This is a genomic window from Streptomyces rishiriensis (assembly GCF_030815485.1).
GTDB classification, from domain to species: Bacteria; Actinomycetota; Actinomycetes; order Streptomycetales; family Streptomycetaceae; genus Streptomyces; species Streptomyces rishiriensis_A.
This window is the reverse complement of sequence record NZ_JAUSWV010000002.1, coordinates 2,402,579-2,418,632: the sequence shown is the minus strand read 5'-3', so window position 1 is coordinate 2,418,632 and position 16,054 is coordinate 2,402,579. Positions and strand designations below refer to the sequence as shown.

Annotated in this window: 15 protein-coding genes; 11 read left to right on the top strand and 4 right to left on the bottom strand. The window is 72.2% G+C overall.

The features are described from left to right. Nucleotides 1-141: 141 nt before the first annotated feature. Nucleotides 142-1,380, bottom strand: coding sequence for a glycosyltransferase family 87 protein (locus QF030_RS13275; RefSeq protein WP_307162871.1), 1,239 nt, complete (start codon nt 1,378-1,380; stop codon nt 142-144). 78 nt (nt 1,381-1,458) lie between these two features. Here QF030_RS13275 and QF030_RS13270 point away from each other — a divergent pair, with 78 nt between their 5' ends. Continuing rightward, the gene (locus QF030_RS13270) at nt 1,459-2,601 is read left to right on the top strand and encodes a glycosyltransferase family 4 protein (protein WP_307162870.1); all 1,143 of its coding nucleotides are present in this window, start codon (nt 1,459-1,461) and stop codon (nt 2,599-2,601) included. Nucleotides 2,602-2,719: 118 nt separating this feature from the next. Continuing rightward, nucleotides 2,720-4,306, top strand: coding sequence for a GMC oxidoreductase (locus QF030_RS13265; RefSeq protein ID WP_307167555.1), 1,587 nt, complete (start codon nt 2,720-2,722; stop codon nt 4,304-4,306). A 28-nt stretch (nt 4,307-4,334) separates the two neighbouring features. Here the strand turns inward: QF030_RS13265 and QF030_RS13260 are convergent, their stop codons facing one another. Further along, nucleotides 4,335-6,131, bottom strand: coding sequence for an AMP-dependent synthetase/ligase (locus QF030_RS13260; protein WP_307162869.1), 1,797 nt, complete (start codon nt 6,129-6,131; stop codon nt 4,335-4,337). A 348-nt stretch (nt 6,132-6,479) separates the two neighbouring features. Between QF030_RS13260 and QF030_RS13255 the strand changes: the two genes are divergently transcribed. From QF030_RS13255 to QF030_RS13230, 6 genes are all read left to right on the top strand, one after another. Further along, nucleotides 6,480-7,235 (top strand): metallophosphoesterase family protein, encoded by a 756-nt coding sequence (locus QF030_RS13255; RefSeq protein WP_307167554.1) that lies wholly within the window; start codon nt 6,480-6,482, stop codon nt 7,233-7,235. A 150-nt stretch (nt 7,236-7,385) separates the two neighbouring features. Beyond that, nucleotides 7,386-7,850: an SRPBCC family protein gene (locus tag QF030_RS13250; RefSeq protein ID WP_307162868.1), complete on the top strand. Its 465-nt coding sequence runs from the start codon at nt 7,386-7,388 to the stop codon at nt 7,848-7,850. An 88-nt stretch (nt 7,851-7,938) separates the two neighbouring features. Next, the gene (locus QF030_RS13245; RefSeq protein WP_307162867.1) at nt 7,939-9,114 is read left to right on the top strand and encodes an ArsA family ATPase; all 1,176 of its coding nucleotides are present in this window, start codon (nt 7,939-7,941) and stop codon (nt 9,112-9,114) included. A gap of 81 nt (nt 9,115-9,195) precedes the next feature. Next, entirely contained in the window at nt 9,196-9,708 is a 513-nt protein-coding gene (locus QF030_RS13240; protein ID WP_307162866.1) for a DUF5304 domain-containing protein, read from the top strand. Nucleotides 9,709-9,775: 67 nt separating this feature from the next. Further along, the gene (locus QF030_RS13235; protein ID WP_020129975.1) at nt 9,776-10,729 is read left to right on the top strand and encodes an ROK family glucokinase; all 954 of its coding nucleotides are present in this window, start codon (nt 9,776-9,778) and stop codon (nt 10,727-10,729) included. Nucleotides 10,730-10,948: 219 nt separating this feature from the next. Continuing rightward, the gene (locus tag QF030_RS13230) at nt 10,949-11,704 is read left to right on the top strand and encodes an endonuclease/exonuclease/phosphatase family protein (protein ID WP_307162865.1); all 756 of its coding nucleotides are present in this window, start codon (nt 10,949-10,951) and stop codon (nt 11,702-11,704) included. On the opposite strand, the gene QF030_RS13225 is transcribed toward QF030_RS13230, so the two are convergent. Together QF030_RS13225 and QF030_RS13220 are read right to left on the bottom strand one after the other, a co-directional pair. Then, nucleotides 11,701-12,366: a hypothetical protein gene (locus QF030_RS13225; RefSeq protein WP_307162864.1), complete on the bottom strand. Its 666-nt coding sequence runs from the start codon at nt 12,364-12,366 to the stop codon at nt 11,701-11,703. The genes QF030_RS13230 and QF030_RS13225 overlap by 4 nt on opposite strands. Continuing rightward, nucleotides 12,359-13,138 carry an alpha/beta hydrolase gene (locus tag QF030_RS13220; protein WP_307162863.1) on the bottom strand — a complete coding sequence of 260 codons (780 nt, stop codon included), beginning with the start codon at nt 13,136-13,138 and terminating at the stop codon, nt 12,359-12,361. Before QF030_RS13220 ends, QF030_RS13225 begins: the two co-directional genes overlap by 8 nt. 159 nt (nt 13,139-13,297) lie before the next feature. On the opposite strand from QF030_RS13220, the gene QF030_RS13215 reads away from it, so the two are divergent. The 3 genes from QF030_RS13215 to QF030_RS13205 are packed head-to-tail and all read left to right on the top strand — an operon-like array spanning nt 13,298 to nt 16,022. Then, on the top strand, nt 13,298-14,074 hold the full coding sequence (locus QF030_RS13215) for a lysophospholipid acyltransferase family protein (RefSeq protein ID WP_307162862.1): 777 nt from the start codon (nt 13,298-13,300) through the stop codon (nt 14,072-14,074). Nucleotides 14,075-14,112: 38 nt separating this feature from the next. After that, entirely contained in the window at nt 14,113-15,345 is a 1,233-nt protein-coding gene (gene macS, locus QF030_RS13210) for a MacS family sensor histidine kinase (protein WP_307162861.1), read from the top strand. Beyond that, the gene (locus tag QF030_RS13205; protein ID WP_307162860.1) at nt 15,342-16,022 is read left to right on the top strand and encodes a response regulator; all 681 of its coding nucleotides are present in this window, start codon (nt 15,342-15,344) and stop codon (nt 16,020-16,022) included. The genes macS and QF030_RS13205 overlap by 4 nt, the downstream gene beginning before the upstream one ends. Nucleotides 16,023-16,054: the final 32 nt, after the last annotated feature.

Sequence of the window (16,054 nt, the reverse complement as noted above, 5' to 3'; positions counted from 1 at the left end):
TGCTCGGCGCGGCCGTACAGCTGCCGTCGGCGTACGTGCTGTCGGGGATCGGGCTGCCCGGGGTGCGCCCGGCGCCGGGGCTCGCCATGGGGGTGCGGTGGGCGGCGTGCGGGTGGGCCTGCGGCGGGCGTGGCCGGGGCGTCAGGGAGAGACCGCGGGCTCGCTGCCGCGGGCGGCCCGACCGGCGGCGGAAGCGCCGGTGGCGGCCCTCGGCGCCGTCGAGCGCCACAGCCGTACGGCCGCGGTGAGCGCGGCGGCCACCAGCAGGCCGTTGCGCAGGAACAGCAGGGCGAGGCCGAGCGGACTGCTGGCGACGACGTCCGCGAAGAAGACGGGGAACTCCAGCACCGTCACGAAGGACGCGGCCAGGACCAGGACGGCGGGCAGGCCCATCCGGCCGGCGCGGAAGCACAGGCAGACCGCCGCGAGCCCGATCAGCCACACCAGGTACTGCGGGCTGATCACCCGGCTGGTGACGGTGAACAGCAGGACCGCCGTGAACGCCGCCTCCGCGAGCGTCTGCGGCGCGAAGCGTTTCGCCGTCAGCCGCCACAGCAGCAGCCAGCCGAACGCGACCGCCGTCAGCCCCAGGGCCACGTCGCTCACCACCCCGACGTACGGGCCGAGGAACTCCAGTGAGCCGTAGTGGAGCAGCACCCGGCCCTGCCAGCCGAACTGCCGGGCCACATGGAGGGCGAGGGCGCCCAGCGACTCCACCTCGGTGCCCCGGTCGCGCTGGAAGGTGAGGAAGGCGAAGGCGCCGGGCATGGCCAGGGCGAACAGCGCCGCCAGCGCGCCGACGGTCACCGCCGCGGCGCCCCAGGCCCGTTTGCGCACGGCCCCCGCCAGCAGCAGCGCGGGCCACACCTTCAGCAGTACCGCGAGACCCGTCAGCGCGCCCATCACCCGGGGCCTGCGGACGCCCGCGACCAGCGCGGCGACCGCGACCGCCGTCACCATCACGTCGTAGCGGGAGTAGACGGTGGGTCCGAGCAGCGGCACGCCCGCCACCCACATCCAGGCGCCGCGCAGCGACCGGCCGGGGCGCAGCCCCGTGTTCAGCAGCAGCATGAGGACCGCCAGGTCGGCGAGGAAGGCCAGGACGAAGAAGGCCGACGCGTAGTCGAGGAAGGGCAGCAGACCGGGGGAGAGGATCGCGAGGGCGGCGGCGGGCGGGTACTGCCAGGTGACGTCGGCGGCCGGGAACGTACCGGTGCTCAGCACGTCGTACCAGCCCCGGTAGGTGACGAAGACGTCGCTGGTGACGTCCGGGCCGGGGAAGAGGAACACCCTGAAGACGAAGAGCAGCAGCGCGAGCCGGGTCACGCCCCAGGTGGTCAGCAGGCAGGTCGGGGGCCGTCCCGCGGCCGTCGTCTCCATGGCCCACATGATCTCCCGCGGGGCTGTGAGGCGCGGTCGGACGCGGCTGTGAACGACGTTTGGATAGGGTCGGCTGCGATGCACAAGACCCTGATCGTGACGAACGACTTCCCGCCCCGTCCGGGCGGCATCCAGGCGTTCCTGCACAACATGGCGCTCCGGCTCGACCCCGACCGGCTCGTCGTCTACGCGTCCACCTGGAAGCGTTCCCGCGAGGGTGCCGAGGCGACGGCCGCCTTCGACGCCGAGCAGCCCTTCACCGTCGTACGGGACTCCACGACGATGCTGCTGCCCACCCCCGGGGCGACCCGCCGGGCCGTCGGGCTGCTGCGGGAGCACGGGTGCGCGTCGGTGTGGTTCGGGGCGGCCGCGCCGCTCGGGCTGATGGCGCCGGCGCTGCGGAAGGCGGGCGCCGAGCGGCTGGTGGCCACGACCCACGGGCACGAGGCCGGGTGGGCGCAGCTGCCCGCCGCCCGGCAGCTCCTCGGCCGGATCGGCGAGGGCACGGACACGATCACCTATCTCGGCGAGTACACCCGCTCGCGGATCGCGACCGCGCTGAGCGCCGGGGCGGCCGGACGGATGGTGCAGCTGCCGCCGGGCGTCGACGAGAAGACCTTCCACCCGGGATCGGGCGGCGGGGAGGTGCGGGCGCGGCTCGGGCTGACCGACCGGCCGGTGGTGGTGTGCGTCTCGCGGCTCGTGCCGCGCAAGGGGCAGGACACGCTGATCCTCGCCATGCCGCGGATCCTGGCCGCAGAGCCCGAGGCGGTGCTGCTGATCGTCGGGGGCGGGCCGTACGAGAAGGACCTGCGCAGGCTCGCGCATGAGCGCGGGGTGGCGGACGCGGTGCGCTTCACCGGGTCGGTGCCCTGGTCGGAGCTGCCCGCGCACTACGGCGCCGGGGACGTCTTCGCGATGCCCTGCCGGACCCGGCGGGGCGGACTCGACGTCGAAGGGCTCGGGATCGTCTACCTGGAGGCGTCGGCGACCGGACTGCCCGTCGTCGCCGGGGACTCGGGCGGGGCGCCCGACGCGGTGCTCGACGGGGAGACGGGGTGGGTCGTGCGGGGCGGTTCCCCGGCCGACACGGCCGAGCGCATCGTCGCCCTGCTCGGGGACGCGGAGCTGCGCCGCCGGATGGGGGAGCGGGGGCGCGCCTGGGTGGAGGAGAAGTGGCGGTGGGACCTGCTGGCGGAGAAGTTGAAGACGTTGCTCTAGCTTTTCCGGCCGCGCCCTAGGCGGAGGCGGATAATCCGCCGATGCTGCGCACATGACAGCAGAACTGATACGGCGTCAGCTGACTGGCAGTCAGCTGACAAGACGTCAAATCCTCGGTATGGCCGCCCTCCAGACGGCGGCCGCGCTCGGCTTCACCCGCGTCGGCCTCCAGTCGGCCCGCGCGGCCGAGCCCGCGGCGGTCGAATCCGCCCCCGCCGTCGTCGTCGGCTCCGGCTACGGCGCCGCCGTCGCCGCCCTGCGCCTCGGGCAGGCCGGCATCCGCACCGTCGTCCTCGAGATGGGCCGGCTGTGGAACACGGCCGGCCCCGACGGCAAAATCTTCTGCAGCACCGCCGACCCCGATCAGCGGTCCATGTGGTTCCGCACCCGCACCGAGGCGCCGCTGGCCAGCTTCCTGTGGCTGGACGTCGTCAACAAGGACGTCGGCCTCTACCCGGGCGTCCTGGACCGCGTGCACTTCGACCACATGTCCGTCTTCGTGGGCCGCGGGGTCGGCGGCGGCTCCCTGGTCAACGGCTCCATGGCGGTCACCCCGCTCCCGTCCTGGTTCGCCGAGCAGTTCCCCACCGTCGACGCGACGGAGATGTACGCGACGTACTTCCCGCGCGCCCGCGCCATGCTCGGCGTCAACACCGTCGACCCCGCCTGGTTCGAGTCGACCGAGTGGTACCGGTTCTCCCGCGTCTCCCGCAGGCACGCGGCCAACGCCGGTCTGCGCACCACCTTCGTGCCCAGCGTCTACGACTTCGCCTACATGCAGCGCGAGGCGGCCGGCACGGCGACGAAGTCCGCCCTCGGACAGGAGGTCATCTACGGCAACAACCACGGCAAGAAGAGCCTCGACAAGACGTATCTGGCGTCGGCGCTGGGCACCGGGAACGTCACCATCCACACCATGGAGAAGGTGCGCGGGATCAGCCGGGCGAGCGACGGGACGTACCTCCTGACCGCCGACCGCATCGACGGCACGGGCAAGGTCGTCGAGACCAGGCAGTACGGCTGCACGTACCTCTTCCTCGGCGGCGGCAGCCTCGGGACCAGCGAACTCCTCGTCCGGGCCAGGGACACGGGCACACTGCCCGCGCTGGACGGATCCGTCGGGGCGGGCTGGGGGAACAACGGCAACGTGATGCTCGGGCGGGCCAACCACCTGTGGGACACCGTCGGGGCCAACCAGTCGACCATGCCGGTCATGGGCATCGACGACTGGGCGAACACCGCCAACCCCGTCTTCGCTGAGATCGCGCCGCTGCCGATGGGACTCGAGCACTGGGTCAGCCTCTATCTGGCGATCACCAAGAACCCGCAGCGGGCGGCGTTCACGTACGACGCCGCCTCGGGCGGGGTGAAGCTCGGCTGGAGCGCCGCGCAGAGCGCCGTCTCCTCGGGCATGGCCAAGAAACTGTTCGACCGGATCAACGCGGCGAACTCCACCCTCTACCGCTACGACCTCTTCGGCTCGTCCAACAAGGTCTTCGCCGACGACTTCACGTACCACCCGCTCGGTGGCTGCGTGCTGGGGAAGGCGACCGACGACTACGGCCGGGTGAAGGGCTATTCGAAGCTGTACGTCACCGACGGCTCACTGGTGCCCGGCAACATCGGGGTGAACCCGTTCGTCACCATCACCGCGCTCGCCGAACGCACGATGGCGCGGGTCCTCGTGGAGGACACCGCGCCATGACGCTCCGTCATCAGGCGGGGGGAGGAGGCTACTTGGCGTAGATCGCCTCGATCTCACCCGCGTAGTCCTTCGCCACGACATTGCGCTTGAGCTTCAGCGACGGCGTGAGGTGGCCCGAGTCCTCCGTGAACTGGGAGGAGAGAATGCGGAACTTCCGCACCGATTCCGCCTTCGAGACCGCGGCGTTGCCGTCGTCGATCGCCGACTGGATGGCGGCCTGAAGGTCGGCGTCCCCGCGCAGCGACGCCGCGGTCGAACCCGCCGGCTTGCCGTGGTCGGAAGCCCAGCGGCCCAGGAACTCCTCGTCGATGGTGACCAGCGCGCCCACGAACGGCCGTCCGTCGCCCACCACCATGCACTCCGCGACCAGCGCGTGCGCCCGGATCCGGTCCTCGATCACGGCCGGCGCGACGTTCTTGCCGCCCGCGGTCACGATGATCTCCTTCTTGCGCCCGGTGATCCGGAGGTAGCCGTCCTCGTCGAGGGTGCCGATGTCACCGGTGTGGAACCAGCCGTCGGCCAGTGCCTCGGCGGTCGCGCCCGGGTTGTTCCAGTACTCCTTGAACAGGTGCTCGCCGTGCAGCAGCACCTCCCCGTCGTCCGCGATCCTCACGACCGAGCCGGGCAGCGGCTGACCGACCGTGCCGATCTTCTGCCGGTCCCAGGGGTTGAAGGCGGTGGCGGCGCAGGACTCCGTCAGTCCGTAGCCCTCCAGGACGGTGAAGCCGATGCCGCGGAAGAAGTGACCGAGGCGCTCACCCAGCGGGGCGCCGCCGGAGATCGCGTACTCGCCCTTGCCGCCGAGGACCGCGCGCAGCTTGCTGTAGACCAGCCGGTCGAAGACCTTGTGCTTGATCCTCAGACCGAGCGGCGGTCCCGCCGGCAGCTCCAGCGCCCTGGAGTAGGCGATCGCGGTGTCCGCCGCCTTGTCGAAGATCGCGCCCTTGCCGTCCGCCTGCGCCTTGGCGCGCGCCGAGTTGTAGACCTTCTCGAAGACCCGCGGCACGCCCAGGATGAGCGTCGGCCGGAAGGCGGCCAGCTCGTCGGTGAGGTTCTTGATGTCCGGGACCGTGCCCAGCTTGATCGGCGCCATCATCGGGGCGATCTGCACCAGACGGCCGAAGACGTGCGCGAGCGGGAGGAAGAGCAGGACGCTGCACTCGCCCGTGCGGAACAGCGGCCGCAGCCGCTCCACGACGTTGCCGCACTCGGCGAAGAAACTGCGGTGGGTCAGCACACAGCCCTTGGGCCGACCCGTCGTGCCGGACGTGTACACGATGGTCGCCGGGTCGTCCGCCCTGGCCTGCGAGCTGCGCTCCTCGACGACCTCGTCGGAGACGTCCCTGCCGAGCCGCCCGAGCTCCTCGACACCCCCGGCCTCGATCTGCCAGACGTGTTTCAGGGCCGGCAGCGACTCGCGCACCGACTCCACGGCCGCCGTGTGGCCGTCCAGCTCGACGACGACGGCGGTCGCGCCCGAGTCGGAGAGGATCCACTGCACCTGCTCCGGGGAACTGGTCTCGTACACCGGCACGGTGACCGCGCCCGCGCACCAGATGGCGAAGTCGAGCAGCGTCCACTCGTAGCGGGTGCGCGACATCAGGCCGACCCGGTCGCCGGGCTGGATGCCGGAGGCGATGAGGCCCTTGGCGGCGGCGTGCACCTCGGCCAGGAAGGCGGTGGCCGTCACGTCCTGCCAGGCGCCGCCCACCTTGCGGGCGATGACGGCGACGTCGGGATGCTGCGCGGCGTTTCTGCGGACGATGTCGGTCAGATTGCCGTCCGCAGGGACCTCGTACAAAGCCGGAAGGCTGAACTCGCGCAAGACTGCTGCTCCTCATAGGGCGCCGGCGCCACGACGTTGTGTGCTGCGACGGTGCGGTCCAAGGCTCGGGACTGTGCTCGGGACCTCGGTGGATCTCGATGGTTGAAATCCTGAGCACGACTGGACTGCCCGGACGTTACCCGCCGGTATGGCTTCTTCGACAGGGGGGTCCGGCGAGATGTTCGCTGCGTCACACAGATGGGTGTTTCCTGGCCGACAGTAGTCCACCGCTTTACTGACTGACCAGTAACCGGTATCCCGATCGCCACTGTTCACATATGCCGCACACGCCTACCCTTGATCGACATGGCCTCCACACCGCCCGGAAACCGCAGGACACGCATCCACGTGGTCAGCGACGTGCACGGAAACGCGCGCGACCTGGCCCGGGCCGGAGAGGGCGCGGACGCGCTGATCTGTCTGGGCGACCTGGTCCTGTTCCTGGACTACGCCGACCACTCCCGCGGGATCTTCCCCGACCTCTTCGGGGAGGAGAACGCCCACCGGCTCGTCGAACTGCGCACCGCCCGCCGCTTCGAGGAGGCCCGCGAGCTCGGCCGCCTGCTCTGGGACGGTGTCGACGGCGACCGGGCGACCCTGATCGAGCAGGGGGTCCGCAAGCAGTACGCCGAGCTTTTCGCGGCGTTCCCGGCCCCGACCTACGCCACCTACGGCAACGTCGACATGCCGCGGCTGTGGCCCGAGTTCGCCGGACCCGGCACCACCGTCCTGGACGGCGAGCGGGTGGAGATCGGCGGCCGGGTCTTCGGCTTCGTGGGCGGCGGCCTGAAGACCCCCATGCGCACGCCGTACGAGATCAGCGACGAGGAGTACGCGGCGAAGATCGAGGCCGTGGGCGAGGTGGACGTGCTGTGCACCCACATCCCGCCGGAGGTGCCGGAACTCGTCTACGACACCGTGGCCCGCCGCTTCGAGCGGGGCAGCCGGGCGCTGCTGGACGCCATCCGCCGCACCCGGCCCCGCTACGCGCTCTTCGGGCACGTCCACCAGCCGCTCGCCCGCCGGATGCGGGTCGGCGCGACCGAGTGCGTGAACGTGGGGCACTTCGCCGGAACCGGCAAGCCGTGGGCGCTGGAGTGGTGACCCGGCGCCGTCCGGCCGATCTCCGCACTCCGGGTGAAGGCGGCAGGTCGGGCGCGCGGTAGCCTTCACGCTGCACACACGTGCGCGGCGGCTGGCGCACGGTGTCCCCCTCTCTACCTTTACCGGCCCGCATCTGGAGGAGCCACAGCGATGGCGGAACACACCAGCTCGAGCATCACGATCGAGGCGGCACCGGACGACGTCATGGCGGTGATCGCAGACTTCGCCCGCTACCCGGACTGGACCGGAGAGGTGAAGCAGGCAGAGGTCCTCGAGACGGACGGGCAGGGCCGCGCCGAGCAGGTCCGCCTGGTCATGGACGCCGGCGCCATCAAGGACGACCAGGTCCTCGGCTACACCTGGAGCGGCGCGCACGAGGTGTCCTGGACGCTGGTGAAGTCCCAGATGCTGCGCCAGCTCGACGGCTCCTACCTCCTCAAGCCGGCCGGCGCGGGAGCGACCGAGGTCACCTACCAGCTGACCGTGGACGTCAAGATCCCCATGCTCGGCATGATCAAGCGCAAGGCCGAGAAGGTCATCATCGACCGCGCCCTGGCCGGCCTCAAGAAGCGCGTGGAGTCGGGAGACGCCGGACTCGAGGCGACCGAGAAGTAGCGTCGGCCACGGCACCCGGGGCCGGCGGGCCCGGGTGCGGGCCGAGGAGGTCGGGCGGCTGCCTCGACCTCCGTTACGGTTCACCCTCATGCGCACCATCCTGATCACCGGTCCCGGCGGCAGCGGACGCACGACCGTGGCGGCCGCCACCGCACAGCGCGCGGCGGCGGAAGGCACCCGCACCCTCGTCCTCAGCGCCGACCGCACCGACACCCTCGGCGCCGCGCTCGGCGTGCGGACCGGCGCGAGCCCCGTCCCGGTCGCGCCGTGCCTCACCGCCTGGCGTCCCGACGCCACCGCCGGCTTCCGCGACGACCTCGCCGGTTTCCAGGACCGTGCCTCCACCGTCCTCGACCTGCTCGGCGCCTCCCGGCTCGACCCGGAGGAGGTCACCCCCCTCCCCGGCGCCGAGGAGCTGACCCTGCTGCGCGCGCTCCGGGACGCCGCCCTCGCCGACGGCGGTGAGCTGCACGAACTCCTCGTCGTCGACCTGCCGCCGGTCCCGCAGGCCCTCGCCCTGCTGTCCCTTCCGCAGGAACTGCGCCGCTACCTGCGCCGCCTGCTCCCGCCGGAACGGCAGGCCGCCCGCGCCCTGCGCCCCATGCTCGGCCGTCTCGCCGGGGTGCCGATGCCCGCCGAGTGGCTGTACGAGACGACCGCCCGCTGGGACCTGGAGCTGGCCGCGGTCGAGGCCGTCCTCGCCGACCCCGGCACCGCGGTACGCCTGGTCGCCGAGCCGGGACCGGCCGGGGCCGACGCCGTCCGGGACGCCCGCCTCGGTCTCGCCCTGCGCGCCCTGCCCGTCGAGTCGCTCGTCGCCAACCGCGTCCTGCCGGAGGCGGCCCACGACGACGGTCTGCTCGGCCGGCTCGTCACCCAGCAGCGCAAGGCACTGGGGGAGTGGGGCGAGAAGGCCCGCCCCGTCGCCCACCTCGGGCACGACCCCCGCGGCGCCGACGACCTCACCGCGCTCGCCGTGCCCGCCGTCAACCCGGCGACCACCCCGGTCGAGTGGCCCGTGGCCGACCGGCTCGCCCAGGACGGCGTGCTCGTGTGGCACCTTCCGCTGCCCGGCGCCATACGCGACGAGCTCGACCTCGTCCGGCGCGGAGACGAACTGGTCGTCACCGCCGGACCGTTCCGGCGTATCGTCGCGCTGCCCTCCGTGCTGCGCCGCTGCACCGTCGACGGCGCCGCGCTGCGTGACGGCGAGCTGTGTGTGCGGTTCGCGCCGGATCCCGGGCTCTGGCCGCAGAGCCACTGAACGACGTTCCGCCGTTCGGGTACCGTCGTAGGGACGAGCCGTCATCAGGCGTCGTCGACCAGGAGTCATCAGGAGTCCGCCATGAGCGAAGAGCGCCCCACGCCCGACGCCGCCGGGGAGAGCACCGGGACATCAGGCTCCGACGAGCAGCCCCGCGCGAGCGACGCCGATGCCTGGGCCACCGCCGCCGCGGAGGACCTGGCATCGGAGAAGGCCCGCCGCCGTGGCCAGGGCGGCCCGCCCCCGGGTTCGGCCGCCGAGGAACTGCGCAAGCTCGTCGACGCCGTCGGCGACAAGCTGTCCTCGCTCCAGTCCCCGCTGCTCGGGGCGGTCGCGGGCCCCGCCGCCCAGCAGGTGGTCCGCCAGGTCGTCCAGCAGGCCAAGGCCGCCGTGGAGCCCGTCATCGAGCGCAACCCGGACGTCTTCGACCACCTCGCGGCCGCCGGCACCGAACTCCTCGCGGCCTACCGCTCCGCCGTCCAGACCCAGGAACAACGCTGGACGACCGGGGCGAACGATCCGGGGAGCACCCACCGCGACCCGGGCCGCGGTGGCGACGACACCGGTCCCGGCCAGCGCATCGACTTGGACTGAAGCCCTCGGGGGGCAGGGCCTCGGGTACGGTTGGCCGTAGCGGGGCTCGACCGGAACTGAGGGATTCATGGGACTCACCATCGGCGTCGACATCGGCGGCACGAAGATCGCGGCCGGCGTGGTCGACGAGGAAGGCAACATCCTCTCGACCCACAAGGTGCCGACCCCGGGCACGCCCGAGGGCATCGTGGACGCCATCGCCTCCGCCGTCGAGGGCGCGCGCGCCGGGCACGACATCGTCGGTGTGGGCATCGGCGCCGCCGGCTATGTCAACCGCCAGCGCTCGACGGTCTACTTCGCGCCCAACATCGACTGGCGCCAGGAGCCGCTGAAGGACGAGGTCGAGGCCCGCGTGGGTCTCCCCGTCGTGGTGGAGAACGACGCCAACGCCGCGGCGTGGGGCGAATACAAGTTCGGCGCGGGCAAGGGCCACCGCAACGTCATCTGCATCACCCTGGGCACCGGCCTCGGCGGCGGCATCATCATCGGCAACAAGCTGCGGCGCGGCCACTTCGGCGTCGCCGCCGAGTTCGGCCACATCCGTATGGTGCCGGACGGTCTGCTGTGCGGCTGCGGCTCGCAGGGCTGCTGGGAGCAGTACGCCTCCGGCCGCGCCCTGGTCCGCTACGCCAAGCAGCGGGCCAACGCGACCCCCGAGAACGCCGAGATCCTGCTGTCGCTGGGCGACGGCAACCCCGACGGCATCGAGGGCAAGCACATCTCCATGGCCGCCCGCCAGGGCGACCCGGTCGCCGTGGACTCCTACCGCGAGCTCGCACGCTGGGCCGGCGCCGGTCTCGCCGACCTCGCCTCCCTCTTCGACCCCTCCGCCTTCATCGTCGGCGGTGGGCTCTCCGACGAGGGCGAACTGGTCCTCGACCCGATCCGGAAGTCCTACAAGCGCTGGCTGGTGGGCGGCAACTGGCGCCCGGTGGCCGATGTCATCGCGGCCCAGCTGGGCAACAAGGCGGGCCTGGTGGGCGCGGCGGACCTGGCGAGAGAACCCGACCCGATCATGTAGTCGTCCACCTCGCGCCGTTCGCACCGCGTGCACCGTTCGCGCGGCTTGCGAGTACTCGCGCGGCTGGTCGGTACCACTGGCCGTAGCACTGGTCGTGGTGCTGCGCGAGGTACTGCTCGTACGGCCGGCCGTACGGCATATGGCGTCAACACGGGGGCCGCTCGCGGCCCCCGTTCGCTTTTCCGGACGTAGGGGACGGAGCGGCGTATCTTGATCGCTATGCCGACGACCTCGCCGCTACCCAACTCCCGCACCGAGCCCGACGGTTCGGCCGTCATCCGGGTCCTCAGCTACAACATCCGCTCCCTGCGGGACGACACCGGGGCCCTGGCCCGGGTCATGACGGCCTGCGCCCCCGACCTCACCCTCGTCCAGGAGGCCCCCCGCTTCTTCCGCTGGCGCAAGAAGCTCGCCCGGCTCGCGGCCGCCTCCGGTCAGGTGATCCTCACCGGCGGCGGCACGGCGGCCGGCCCGGCCGTCCTGTGCTCGCTGCGGGCGACCGTCGAACGGACCGAGGACGTCCTTCTGCCGCTCACGCCGGGCGAGCACCGCCGGGGCTTCGCGACCGCCGTGGTCCGCTTCGCGGGTGCCCGGCTCGGCGTGGCCGGCTGCCACCTCGGTCTGACCGCGGCCGAGCGCTACGAGCAGGCGGGCATGCTGCTCGACCGTCTCGCCGGGATGGGCGTGGAGCACGCGGTCGCGGGCGGCGACATCAACGAGAGCCCCGGCGGCCGTACTTTCGACCGTCTGGCCACCGCCCTCCAGGACTGCCGCACCGCCGCCCCCTGGGGAGCCGAGGACAGCTTCCCGTCCAGCGCGCCGAACCGCCGCATCGACGGGATCTTCGTGACGAAGGGCGTGGAGGTGCTGGGCTGCGGGGTGCCGACCGGGCTTCCCGGAGTCACCGGGAGCGACTTGAGGGCGGCCACGGACCACCTTCCGGTCCTTGCCGCCCTCAGGATCCCCGCGGGCTAGACGACCGCGCCCCGCCCCGGATCCCCGTCCTCCTCGTCGTCCGTGCGCATCCGCATCACCAGCGTGGCGAATCCGCCGAGGAAGCCGCCGATGCCGACGGTCGACAGCCACCACGTCATCTCCCAGCCCAGCAGTACCGCGAGCAGGAGCAGCAACGGCCCGCCGATCACCCCGAGCCAGGCGAACTTGGCCGTGGTGTCGGCGGCGGGCAGCGGGGGCGGCTCCGGCGGGACGAAGTGACCCTCGTCGTCCCCGTCGAAGTCCTCCTCCGAGGGCTCGGGCGCCGTGTGGTCGCGTGGGCCGACACCAGGCGCGAAGGCGATCGAGCTGCCCAGCGGCGGCCGGGCCGGTTCCTTCTCCTCGCCGGGCTTCTCGGCGGGGTCCTTGACGGGCTCCTCGGCGGAGTCCTTCGCGGGTTCGGCCCCCGACTCCTCGCCGTTCGTCTCGACCTCGAGGAGCGCCAGATCCTCGACCGACTTGAACGGCTTGGCGCCCGGCGGGTCCGCCGGCTCCTCGCCGTATCCCGCGACGATCGCCGCCCACGCGGCGGCCTCGTCGAAGGGCACGCTCTGCTCCTCCGACGCGCGTCCCTCCCGGCCCTCCGGGCCGTCCCGCTCGTCCCGGTTCTCCCGGTCCTCACGGTCGGAGTCGTGCTCAGCCACCTACGGCCGTCCCTTCCTTGCCGACACTGGGCGCGATCCGGGCGATGAACGCGTAGCTCTCCTCGAAGATCCGGTCCGCATCGTGGTCCAACGTTGCCACGTGGTAGCTCTGTTCCAGCAGGATCTCGGTCACGTCCGTCGACGACACCCGGCTGAGGACCCGGGCCGAGTCGGCGGCCGGCACGACATGGTCCTGGACGCTGTGCAGAACCAGCAGCGGCTGGGTGACCTGCGGCAGCTCTCCGTCGATCATCCGCAGGAAGGTGCGCAGGGAGTGCGCCGAGTGGAGCGGCACCCGGTCGTACCCGCTCTCCAGCGCGCCCTCCTTCGCGATGTCGCTGGTGATCCCCTTCGTCGTCCGCACGAGATGGCGGGCCACCGGAAGGGCGTACGCGGACAGGCCGTGCACCCGGTTCGCCGGGTTGACGACGATGACGCCCTCCACCCCCTCCCCGTGCTTCGCCGCGAGCCGCAGGGCCAGCGCGCCGCCCATGGACAGACCGGCCACGAACACCCGGGAGCACCGGTCGCGCAGGGCGCGCAGCTCACGGTCCACCTCCGCGTACCAGTCCGGCCAGCCGGTCAGCGCCATGTCCTCCCAGCGCGTGCCGTGTCCCGGCAGCAGCGGCAGCGAGACGGTCAGACCCTGCCCGGCCAGGTACCGCGCCCAGGGGCGCAGCGACTGCGGGGATCCGGTGAAGCCGTGACAGAGGAGCACCCCGACCTCTCCGCCCTCATGGCGGTACGGCTCGGCTCCAGGAAGGACCGGCACCTTCGGTCTCCTGTCTTCGTCTGTTCTTCATGGGAGGGACGTGTGCTTCACCGTACGCGACCGCACTGACACCGACCAGGGTCGTCGGAGCCTTTGCGGCCACTCCGGGTTAAGGTCTGTGCGACACAAACTGGAGGCACTCGCTTGTTGTACGGCGCGATGAAGGTCGCTATCGGGGGACCGCTGAAGGTCACCTTCAGGCCCTGGGTGGAAGGCCTCGAGAACATTCCCGCCGAGGGCCCCGCGATCCTGGCGAGCAACCACCTGTCCTTCTCGGACTCGTTCTTCCTGCCCGCGGTCCTCGACCGCAAGGTGACCTTCATCGCGAAGGCCGAGTACTTCACGACACCCGGGGTGAAGGGCCGGCTGACGGCGGCCTTCTTCAAGGGCGTCGGACAGCTCCCGGTGGACCGCTCGGGCGGTCGCGGGGCCGGCGAGGCGGCGATCCGCAGCGGCATAGAGGTGCTCGAGCGGGGCGAGCTGTTCGGCATCTACCCGGAGGGCACCCGCTCGCCCGACGGGCGGCTCTACCGCGGCAAGCCCGGCGGGCTCGCCCGGGTGGCGCTCGCCACCGGCGCGCCCGTGATCCCGGTCGCGATGATCGACACCGAGAAGATCCAGCCCCCCGGGAAGGTCCTGCCGAAGATCATGCGGCCGGGCATCCGTATCGGCAGGCCGCTGGACTTCGCCCGCTACCAGGGCATGGACCACGACCGCTTCGTGCTGCGCGCCGTGACCGACGAGGTCATGTACGAGATCATGAAGCTCTCCGGCCAGGAGTACGTCGACATCTACGCGACCGCCGCCAAGCGGCAGATCACGGAGGCGGCGAAGGCCGAGAAGGAGGCCGAGCGGGCCGCGAGGGCGGCGCTCGCGCAGGCCGAGAAGGACCAGGCCAAGAAGGACCAGGCCAAGGACAGCGAGCAAGAGCAGTAGTCGGCGGTCAGCGGTCGGGGCCCGGGGGCGGGGGACGGATGGCCAGGCGCGAGAGAGTCATCAGAATGTCGGTCGAGCTGCCGCTGTGGCGTGCGCTGGCCGGCTACCGGGTGCTCACCATGCTGTACGCGGTGGGTTTCTTCGCCACCGCCTACGACGGGTTCGCCCGGCCCTGGGTCGCCGTCGGCTACTACTGCGTCCTGTTCGTCTGGACCCTGGCCACGCTGCCCAAGGTCGCGAACGCGGCGAGCTGCACCAAGCGCTTCCTCGCCGCCGACCTCACCATCGCGCTGACCGGCATCCTGCTCACGACCGTGGCGGACGCCCACGAGCGCATCCAGTCGGGCGGGCCGACCCTGCCGTCGATATGGACCGCCGGCTCCGTCCTGGCGTTCGCCGTCAAGGGCGGCTGGCGCTGGGCGGCGTTCGCGTCCACGGCCGTCGCGGTCGCCAACCTGGTCGAGCGCGGCAGCCCGGCCCGCGACACCATCCACAACGTGATCCTCGTCTGGGTCGCGTCCATCGCCATCGGTTACGTCGTCGAGGTCGCCCGCGCCTCCGAGCGCACCCTCGCCCGCGCGCTGGAGATCGAGGCCGCGACCCGGGAACGGGAGCGGCTCGCCCGGGACATCCATGACGGTGTGCTCCAGGTGCTGGCCATGGTGCAGCGGCGCGGCGCCGTCCTCGGCGGCGAGGCGGCCGAACTGGGGCGGATGGCCGGGGAGCAGGAGGTCGCGCTGCGCACCCTGGTCGCCGGCGGCCTCGTACCCGTCTCCCGGGTGTCGCAGGACGCGGCCGAGGGCGCCGTCGTGCGGGCGGTCGAGGAGCCGGCGGAGCAGACGGGTCCGGTCGACCTGCGCTCGCTGCTCGCGCCCTTCGCCGCCGCCCGGGTCAACCTCGCCGAGCCGGGCGCCCCGGTGCTGCTGCCCGCGCCCGCCGCGAAGGAACTGGCAGCGGCGGTCGGGGCCGCCCTCGACAACGTCCGCAGACACGCGGGGGACGACGCCCGGGCCTGGATCCTGGTCGAGGACGAGCCCGACGAGGTGATCATCACCGTGCGGGACGACGGGCCCGGCATCCCCGAGGGGCGGCTGGCGCAGGCCGAGGGGGAGGGGCGGCTCGGGGTCGCCCAGTCGATCCGGGGCCGGCTGCGGGACCTCGGCGGCAGCGCGGAGCTGATCTCCACCCCGGGGCAGGGCACGGAGGTCGAACTGACGGTGCCGAAGGAGAAGGAGAAGAACGTGCGGCGGGGGAAGGCGGAACAGCGATGAGCAGTCAGCAGGGTCCGATCAGGGTCATGGTGGTCGACGACCACCCCATGTGGCGCGACGCCGTCGCCCGCGACCTCGCCGAGGCCGGGCTCGACGTGGTCGCCACCGCGGGCGACGGCGAGCAGGCCGTGCGCCGGGCGAAGGCCACCACGCCCGATGTGCTGGTGCTGGACCTGAACCTGCCGGCCAAGCCCGGTGTCCAGGTCTGCAAGGAGGTCGTCGCCGCGAACCCGGCCCTGCGGGTCCTGGTGCTGTCGGCGAGCGGTGAGCACGCCGACGTGCTGGAGGCGGTGAAGTCCGGCGCGACCGGCTATCTGCTGAAGTCGGCGTCCACGGAGGAACTGCTGGACGCGGTGCGCCGCACGGCTGTCGGCGACCCGGTGTTCACCCCGGGCCTGGCCGGACTGGTCCTCGGTGAGTACCGCAGGCTGGCCTCCGACCCCGGACCCGCCGCGGGCGGCGGCGACGAACCGAACGCGCCCCGGCTGACCGACCGGGAGACCGAGGTGCTGCGGCTGGTCGCCAAGGGCCTGAGCTACAAGCAGATCGCCGAGCGCCTCGTCATCTCCCACCGCACGGTCCAGAACCACGTCCAGAACACCCTCGGCAAGCTCCAGCTGCACAACCGGGTGGAACTGGTCCGGTACGCGATAGAACGCGGCCTCGACGACGAGTGAGAGCGCCGGCGCGGCCAATTCCCCGGTGATCC

What these genes read in the sequence shown, in the direction of transcription:
- QF030_RS13230 (WP_307162865.1), top strand. Translation starts at nt 10,949, where the DNA reads ATGCCGACGACCTCGCCGCTACCCAACTCCCGCACCGAGCCCGACGGT.
- QF030_RS13240 (WP_307162866.1), top strand. Translation starts at nt 9,196, where the DNA reads ATGAGCGAAGAGCGCCCCACGCCCGACGCCGCCGGGGAGAGCACCGGG.
- QF030_RS13205 (WP_307162860.1), top strand. Translation starts at nt 15,342, where the DNA reads ATGAGCAGTCAGCAGGGTCCGATCAGGGTCATGGTGGTCGACGACCAC.
- QF030_RS13245 (WP_307162867.1), top strand. Translation starts at nt 7,939, where the DNA reads ATGCGCACCATCCTGATCACCGGTCCCGGCGGCAGCGGACGCACGACC.
- macS (WP_307162861.1), top strand. Translation starts at nt 14,113, where the DNA reads ATGGCCAGGCGCGAGAGAGTCATCAGAATGTCGGTCGAGCTGCCGCTG.
- QF030_RS13275 (WP_307162871.1), bottom strand. Translation starts at nt 1,380, where the DNA reads ATGGAGACGACGGCCGCGGGACGGCCCCCGACCTGCCTGCTGACCACC.
- QF030_RS13215 (WP_307162862.1), top strand. Translation starts at nt 13,298, where the DNA reads ATGAAGGTCGCTATCGGGGGACCGCTGAAGGTCACCTTCAGGCCCTGG.
- QF030_RS13235 (WP_020129975.1), top strand. Translation starts at nt 9,776, where the DNA reads ATGGGACTCACCATCGGCGTCGACATCGGCGGCACGAAGATCGCGGCC.
- QF030_RS13265 (WP_307167555.1), top strand. Translation starts at nt 2,720, where the DNA reads ATGGCCGCCCTCCAGACGGCGGCCGCGCTCGGCTTCACCCGCGTCGGC.
- QF030_RS13250 (WP_307162868.1), top strand. Translation starts at nt 7,386, where the DNA reads ATGGCGGAACACACCAGCTCGAGCATCACGATCGAGGCGGCACCGGAC.
- QF030_RS13270 (WP_307162870.1), top strand. Translation starts at nt 1,459, where the DNA reads ATGCACAAGACCCTGATCGTGACGAACGACTTCCCGCCCCGTCCGGGC.